The following is an 8246-nucleotide window of genomic DNA, read 5'->3' as shown; positions in this document are numbered from 1 at the left end:
GAGGCTTATTTACCATGGAATAAAGTTGTACAAGAAAAGTGCAAATAAGAAATCTCCAGATTAGGAACTATCCGTGAGTTCCCTAGTCTGGAGATTTTTCAATATACTTCGCTATTGGACGGTTACGGTGCAACCAAGACACTTCCGAGTAACACCGAACCAACAATACATTTTATTTTCCGAATGGAAAATTTATCTTTTTTAATAATGACAATTCTAATTCTCTACATTCAATTTTTATTTCCTAATAGTAAACACTATTTTTTATTCTCAAAAATTGAACTTCTAAAATCATCGGTTTGGTCAAGATAGGCTTTAAAGATTGCTCTCTTCAACTTATGAACCGCACTATCATATTCTGGATTATAGTTATACCAAGAATAACGATTATCTTCTGCATCCTTACGAACAGCTTCATCCATTAATTTCTGTAATTCAGTCACGCTATTGATAGTTTTTGTTCCGCGAATATACCAAGGAATTGATGGATCCTTAAATGACACTGTATTTAATTGTCCAAACTTATCTTGGCGTTCTTTGTACATAGCTTTCTTGAATTCTGTCCAAGTTTTATATTGACCGTTAAATACCTTTTTCAAAACCAAGTCATCTGTCACCAATCCGCGTTCTTTACCATAAATAGTTATCTTTTTACCATTTTGTTTGGCTTCTTCTTCGTATTGGTTTGAGATATATGGTACCATACCATCTTTAAAGCCTTTAGCAGCTAGTAGTTCATAGGCTATACGACGTCCCATCAGGTCACCTGGTGTTCCTATATTACTACTTAATGCTGCATAAATTGGTGCAAATAACTTAATAGTGAAGTAGCCATTTCTTTCGTATTCTTTAGACTTGTATTCACGAGCTGAAAGGATGTTATTATCAATCAAACTCTCAAAGCTTGTCAGTTTTTTAGCATCTTCTACTGTCAAATCTTTGACTACATTTGTTGCGTAAACCTTATTTCCATCTTCACGATCTTCTACATACTTGTTCTCAATTTTTCTAAGAGCTTCCATTTTCTGATAATCAGTAAGTTTCTCTGTGATAGATTTACCTTCAAGATATTCTAGCATATAAATAACATCGAACATATTGTGGACGTAGTTCTGAAGATCTGTTGCGTCTTTAAATCTCGTAGTTGGATCGAGTATTTGTAATCGTTGTCCTTCTGTACTATCAGATTTTGAATGTTTCAAGATTGAGTTAATGGTAATGGTCGCATCATCTGGATGGTCTGGCGCTTGTAGCAATCCTTTGGCGAAGAACTCTGGTCCCAGTCCACTTCTTCTGCCATATCCACCTAGATAAATGTCCTGATCTGAATCGTGCGTCATTTCATGCGTATAAGTGATAGCTCCATCCTTATCCAACATACGATACCCCATATAATAAACGGCATCACCTGTGGCGTAAGCACCGTGTTCATTATGACCGACTTTATTTCCAACAGGTCCAAAGAAATGTTTCATAGCAGGATTTGGATCATCAAAATCTGCTACTTTTTTAGCCTTTCCTTCAGTATTATCATTTCCAAATTTATAGGCATCATAAAGCAAGATATTTCGATAAAGCTTTTCACGCCCTTTTTCATCTAGAATACGATACCAATAATCATAGTGATCTCGTTGACGCTCTGCTGTTTCGTGAGCACTCTTTTCAACAAACTTATTGAGCTTATCACCAGCCTTATAGTCACTATTGCGATAACGATCATAAGCACCAAATCCTAGACTAGAGATAGTCGAGATAACAAAGACTGATTTTTCTGGCAAGGTAAGTAGAGGCAGTACCATGTTACGGTATTTCCAGCTGTCGCTAGTGATTCGATCATAGACACCGATAGAGTACTTGCTACCAGCTTTTTCCTGGTTAGCCCTCACTTCTGGAATATTAGATTTTTCTTCAACGATATAAGCCTTGGTCTGTGATTTAAACCAGTCATTGTTAGTTTGAGTAGGTGCAAATGCTTTACGATAGCCTTCTAAAGCACTAAACAGGTCTTTTGTACCGTAGTTATTCGTCAGCAAGGCATTGTAAGTAACCACATTATTTTTTGCCAAGAGATTGTTGTAGCCAGATTTACCTAGTTCAATAATCGTATCAAGAGGAGAGGTATTTCCCTTACCAAAGAAATCCATATGGAACATAAGCAAATCTTTTGCGCTAGCCTTATCAAATTTGAAATCATACCAGCGTTCTAGATAGGTTAATCCTAGCATCAAGGCTTCTTTGTTTCGCTTGATTTTATCAACAATGTAATTGTCAATAGCACTATTATTTCCAGAAACAGCAGCATCAGCTGAAAGCAATTTTTTAAGAGTCTCAGTCAAGTGATCTTTTGTCTTAGTGAATTGCTCATCTAGATAGAGTTCTGTTAATTTAATATTATCAGAGATTCCTAACAAATTCTTAAGAGCAGTTGGATTATACTGTACTGTATTTAAGTCGTTTTTAACTCTGTCTATTATAGATGTGTAATCTTTTAGGAAAGCATTTGGTGTGTATACTAGACCTGTACTTCCAATAGTATACTCAGCCAGATTTGCAAAGTCATTATGGTAGGTTATGTTTACTTTCTCAGATGTTCCATCGTTGTAATGTAGTAATAAATGGTTGATAGAATTCTTGTTTGAAGTGATATCTGAGACTACTTCCTCATTTTTCATAGGGACAACAGATAACAGTTCTTTCTTATACAGGTTATGATCAGTTGATAATTGATTTCCATATTTCACAATGGTGTCTCTATTATAGAAAGGTAATAATTTTTCTATATTTTTATATGCAACTTTTCTTGTCTCCTGATAATGAGCTGCCTTGGTATAATCTACATCCTGTTTAGCAGAATTTGTGAAATCTTCCACTGTGACAGTGTGTTTTTTAGTAATCTTCTCTTTCTTAGCTTGAACTGCTGTTTTTTCAATCTCAGTACCACGTTCTACAGTGGAATCAACTGACATCACCTCATCATCAACTTGTTGAACATTGACTACTTTGTTTTCTTTATTACTATAGACATTTGTTTCCTTTATATTATTGAAGTGGTAACCAGAAATCGCATTCCCATTTGTAATATTCATATCGCTGAGAACATTATTCAAGTGGCCGGTATTATCATCTGTTCCACCTTCTTGCGTCCATAGGGAACCTGCAACTCCACCAACTCTAGCGAATGGTTTAGCATTATTTATTTCACCTTCAGTATAACTATTTTTTACAGTTGCATTATTTTCTACGATACCTGCAATTCCACCAATGGTTTGGTTAGAATATTCTGCATTACTTGAAATGGTTACTGTTGAAATAGAATGGTCTACTACAGAATTAGATCCAGTTAATTGTCCTACTAAGCCACCAATTGCATACTGAGAGGTTGTAACAAAGGTATTTGTTATTCTTCCAGTGAAGCTACTATTTCTTACTGTAGAATTATCAACTTTTTGGACAAGTCCTCCGATACCTAGCTCACCAGCAATGATTCCATTTACGTGAACGTTATCTAAAGTTGAAGAATTTGTGGCTTCCTTAGCAACTGATGCGACATGATTCTTACCAGAAATATTGACATCTTTCAAGGTGAGATCCTGAATAGTAGCATTATTTAATGTATTAAATAACGGCTTTTTCAAATTATAGATAGCATAATGTTTACCTTGATGACTACCAATCAATTTCCCTGTAAAGTTATTTGTAACATAACTTTCTTGGTTTTCATTTAACTCAAACTCGCGAGCATTCATTGTTGCACCAAGTGTGAATGTTCCACTTGGTCTACTATTCATATCAGTTATTAATTTTTTAAATGATGTGTAGATAGGGCCATCGTTTTGAACAACTTTTGGAAGATAATAAGTAAAATTGTCTTGATATTGATTGTCTACAGATTGCTTCAAGTGTTCCAAGCTAGCTGTAATTTTATAGACTGCTTTACCGTCCTTTATAGTGTCCTCAATATTTGAAACTGGAAGTAGTACATCTTTAAATTTAGCTGATTTCATCTTAATGAAATAAGCAGATTTATTATCTGGTACTTTATCCAAGCTTGTATGCTGTTTTGACCGATCTCCTTCATAACTATAGAGCTCCACATCAGAAACACTTCTTAGTTCTATTGTTTTCTCTTGAACTTCTACTTTTTTATCAGGTTCTACTTCATTTTCTTGTTTAATTTCTTCGTTTCCATTTGAATTGGCTGTGTTTGATTCGGTTGAAACATCCTCAGTTGAATTTCCTTTTGGTTGTTCTGGTTCTGTTTGTCCGCTCTCTGTTGTTGCATTACCAGAATTTTCAGGTTTTGTTGAAGTTTCGTCTTTTGACTCATCTTTACTTGTTGGTTGTCCATTCAAGGCTGCCGCTGCTGCGACTAAGTCATTCTTAGCTTTCTCAACTTCTGCTTGACTTGCACCTTCTTTAGCTACTACAGCTTTCGCTGCCGCAAGTGCTTGATCGTAGGCAGTACGCTTAGTTTGGTCTGCATTCGTGTACTTGGCGTCAGCTTTTGTTGCATCGTCTTTCTCAATTTCGTCTTTCAACTCATCTTTACTTGTTGCTTGTCCATTCAAGGCTGCCGCAGCTGCCACTAGGTCATTCTTAGCTTGGTCAATCCCTGCTTGACTTGCACCTTCTTTAGCTGCTACAGCTTTCGCTGCCGCAAGTGCTTGATCGTAGGCAGTACGCTTAGCTTGGTCTGCATTCTGATACTTGTCAGATTCTTTCGTGCCAGATTCTTTACCAAGCTCGGCATTCAAGGCAGACTTGTCGCTTGCCACTCCATCCAATTGACCTTTTGCATTCTCTACTGCTTGCTTAGCTGCATTCACCTCTGCTTGTGTAGCTCCTGCTTTTGCTAGAACTTTTTGAGCGGCTTCTAATGCTGCATCATAAGCTTTTTTCTTGTCTGCTGTTGCATTTTGATACTTAGCTGTCTCTTTGGTAGCTGTCGCATCTGTTGTTGCGGCTGTTCGTAATGGCTCTTTGTCAGTCCCTTGTCCATTCAAGGCTGCCGCAGCTGCCACTAGGTCATTCTTAGCTTGGTCAATCCCTGCTTGACTTGCACCTTCTTTAGCTACTACAGCTTTCGCTGCCGCAAGTGCTTGATCGTAGGCAGTACGCTTAGCTTGGTCTGCATTCTGATACTTGTCAGATTCTTTCGTGCCAGATTCTTTACCAAGCTCGACATTCAACTCATCTTTTTCAGGTTTGTTTGTTTCTTCAACTGAGGTTGTCGAATTACTAGGATTACTGGACACTTCCCCAGTATTTTCGTTAGATGTATCTGGTGATACTTTCTCTGAATTCGTTGTTGATTCTTCTGCAGATTGAACTGGATTTTTTGCTCCTTGAGTTGAGGTTCCTTCTGTGGTGCCTTCATTTGGTTTTACTGGAACTTCTTCTACAGTTTTTTCTAGTTCTTGTTCTTTCGGCTTCTCGACTGGAGTTGCAGAATGAACTTCTGAAGCGTCTGTAGATTCTTCTTTAGTCTCTCCTGATTTTTCTCCTGACTTAGGAGTTGCATCTTCTCCTGAGTTTGTTGTTGATTCTTCTGCAGATTGAACTGGATTTTCTGCTCCTTGATTTGAGGTTCCTTCTGTAGTGCCTTCATTTGGTTTTACTGGAACTTCTTCTACAGTTTTTTCTGAAGTTTCATTTTTGGAGTCATTATTTTCTGGTTTATTTGACTCTCCAACTTTATTTGTATCACCTTGATTAGATTCAGTTGGTACTGTTTGGCTATTCTCTGTTGTTGCATTACCAGAATTTTCAGGTTTTGTTGAAGTTTCGTCTTTTGACTCATCTTTTTCAGGTTTGTTTGTTTCTTCTACTTCTTTTGGCTTCTCGACTGGAGTTGCATCTTCTTTCTGTTTTCCAAGATTCTCTCCGTTCTGAGAAGAATCTACGGTTGGAGGTGTAGAGTGACTTTCCACTTCTGAGTTCATATCACTAGATAATGTATCAGCTTTAGTTTCAGCGGACTCTGTAGCTACAGTTCCAACTTGTCCATCCCTAAATTCTGGAACAGCCTCATACTGTCCGTTAATCACTTGTATTTTTGATGGATTCTCTATAAAATTCGGTGCAATCGTATAATCTACCTTTTGTTGATCTATTGGAGTGGCTACTGATTTCTCTTGATTACTTACCTTAGAATCAGAAGTCGTTTTTCCCTCTTTGATATATCCAATATAAGTGTAACCTGAAATATCTTTAGGAAGAGGTAATTTTTCTCCAGAGGTCAACTCATAGTCCGTATTGTAATTCAGTAAAAGATTATTTTCTAAAGCATGGGCTGATACTAGGATACCGTTTCCTATCCCTGCAACCAATACTAAATGTAATACCGTTTTATTCTTAATTTTTTTCTTGGAAACAGCAAAAACTAAAATCCCCAGAGCTGCTAAACTAGCACCAGCAACTAAGGCTTGCATCTCATTCTTGCTTCCAGTATTTGGCAATTCTCCCAGTTGATTTTGAGAATTTAACTTATAAACAAGATAATAAGTCTCATCATCATTCTCCACGTATGTCGGAATATCATATACAAGCTGCTTCTTTTCTTCTGATGATAGCTCTGACTCTGTCACATATTTGTAGTGAACACCTTTAGTCTCTTGAGCAGCCACAGATGAACTAGCTAATACAGACATAAAAAATAAACTCGAAATCGTTGCAGATACAAGTCCTACTGATAATTTTCTAAATGAAAAACGTTCTTGTTTTTCACCAAAATACTTTTCCATTATTCCTCCTTGAAATAAAATTTTAAAAATATGTAAGCCTAACTTTTTTATATTAGTGTACTATCTATAAAAAAGGGAACATACTTTAATTATACTCTTTATTTAGCAAAAAGTCTTAAAATTGAGTTGCGTTTTCATACTTTTTTTATATATAAAATACCAAGTAGTAGTTTTGCAATTCCCTATTATTTTTTGGATAAAATGTAACCTACCATGAAATTTCCACGGCAGGTGTTACTCATATCACTAATCGTTCTAAAAATGGTTTGAGGCAGTTGAGGAGAATTCCTTCTATCCAGCTTCCTTGTGCTGATGAGCGATGGTCTTCCTGCAGGCTTTTTTTTAGAAAATCTCGGACTTGTTCTGGTGCGATTTCAAATTCAAAGGCTTTCATTTTATAGAAAAAGTCGATGAGATGATCTGACAGGTATTCAGTTGAAAAGGGTACTTCACCACTTTTTCGATATTCTAATAAGAGCCTAGAAAATCGAGCTTTTTCTTCAGGAAGCTCACGAAAATAGGAATTGAGGAGCCAAGTCTGCTTCTGTTTTCTTTCAATTGGATCCTGACTGGCAATTCGTTGGTCTTTTTCCAGCTCTTTTTGGTATTGTTTGGCCTTGATAGCTCGTTCTGCTCTATTTTTACCAAAAAGAATTTTTTCCCACTTGCGTTCTTCTTGAGTCAGGGTCTCTGTAAAGCCAAAGTAATCTTGATAAGCACGCTCTGCGGGTCCCATGGCTAGAACCAGATTGTCTGCATATTGCTTGGCGATTTTATCCCTCTTCTTGCGTTCTTTCTCTGCCTGGATACGAAGTTCTTGTTCGTAGTAAATTTTCTCCTTGCCTAGCTTGACAAGGTAGAGTTGGTCATCCGATTTCCCAAGTAAAAAGGGTTTGATACACTTTTCAAGGACTTCTTCCATCCGAGCCTTTTTCTTTGGTTCCGCCTTGGTCCAACTTCCTCCCTGAAAGACTTCTAGGAAAAGCTGGTAGTCTCTCTCAGGCGCAAATTGATTGCCACGATTGGGTTTGAAAACACCTTTTTCCCAGAGCCATTTTAGAAGTCGCTCGTCAAAGTCACTTTTATTGACCTTGATTTTTTCCTTTTTCTGAGCTTTTCTGGTTAGATTTTCAACCTTTCTGAGCAGTTTTTCTTCCTCTTCCAATTGCTGGTCAAGGGACAATTGATGAAAATGACGAACACAGTCGCTACCAATTGGAAAGAGGCGTTGGCCTGTGACACCGTTAAAGAGTTCATAAGCGTATTTGATGGCATTTCCACAGACACAATTGCTACGGCCAATACCGTTAAAAATCAAGGAAACTTCATTCCATTCCTTGGTAGCTTGTTCCCAAGTATCCGCTTTCGAAGCCTGTAAAACTGCATCATACAGGGATTTTCTAACTGGAAGTGTCATGAGGTCTCCTTTCTAATACTCCATGAAAATCAAAGAGCAAACTAGGAAGCTAGCCGCAGGCTGCTCAAAACACTGCTTTGAGGTTG

General features: G+C 37.3%; 2 protein-coding genes. Both read right to left on the bottom strand.

Translation table 11 applies throughout. The annotated features are described in order from the left end of the window. Window positions 1–257: 257 nt before the first annotated feature. A complete protein-coding gene (locus HT669_RS07695; RefSeq protein ID WP_172933674.1) occupies window positions 258–6743 on the bottom strand; it encodes a ZmpA/ZmpB/ZmpC family metallo-endopeptidase in 6486 nt (2161 codons plus the stop codon). Between the two features lie 238 nt (window positions 6744–6981). After that, window positions 6982–8160, bottom strand: a complete 1179-nt coding sequence (locus tag HT669_RS07690) for a hypothetical protein (protein WP_172922309.1) — start codon at window positions 8158–8160, stop codon at window positions 6982–6984. Window positions 8161–8246 lie beyond the last annotated feature (86 nt).

This window comes from Streptococcus sp. 2100, from assembly GCF_013276335.1.
Lineage (GTDB): Bacteria > Bacillota > Bacilli > Lactobacillales > Streptococcaceae > Streptococcus > Streptococcus pseudopneumoniae.
Note: the sequence above shows the minus strand (reverse complement) of the source record. Positions and strands in the feature narration are given on the sequence as shown.

Coding starts and splice junctions, on each gene's coding strand:
- HT669_RS07695 (WP_172933674.1), bottom strand. CDS start 6,743: ATGGAAAAGTATTTTGGTGAAAAACAAGAACGTTTTTCATTTAGAAAA.
- HT669_RS07690 (WP_172922309.1), bottom strand. CDS start 8,160: ATGACACTTCCAGTTAGAAAATCCCTGTATGATGCAGTTTTACAGGCT.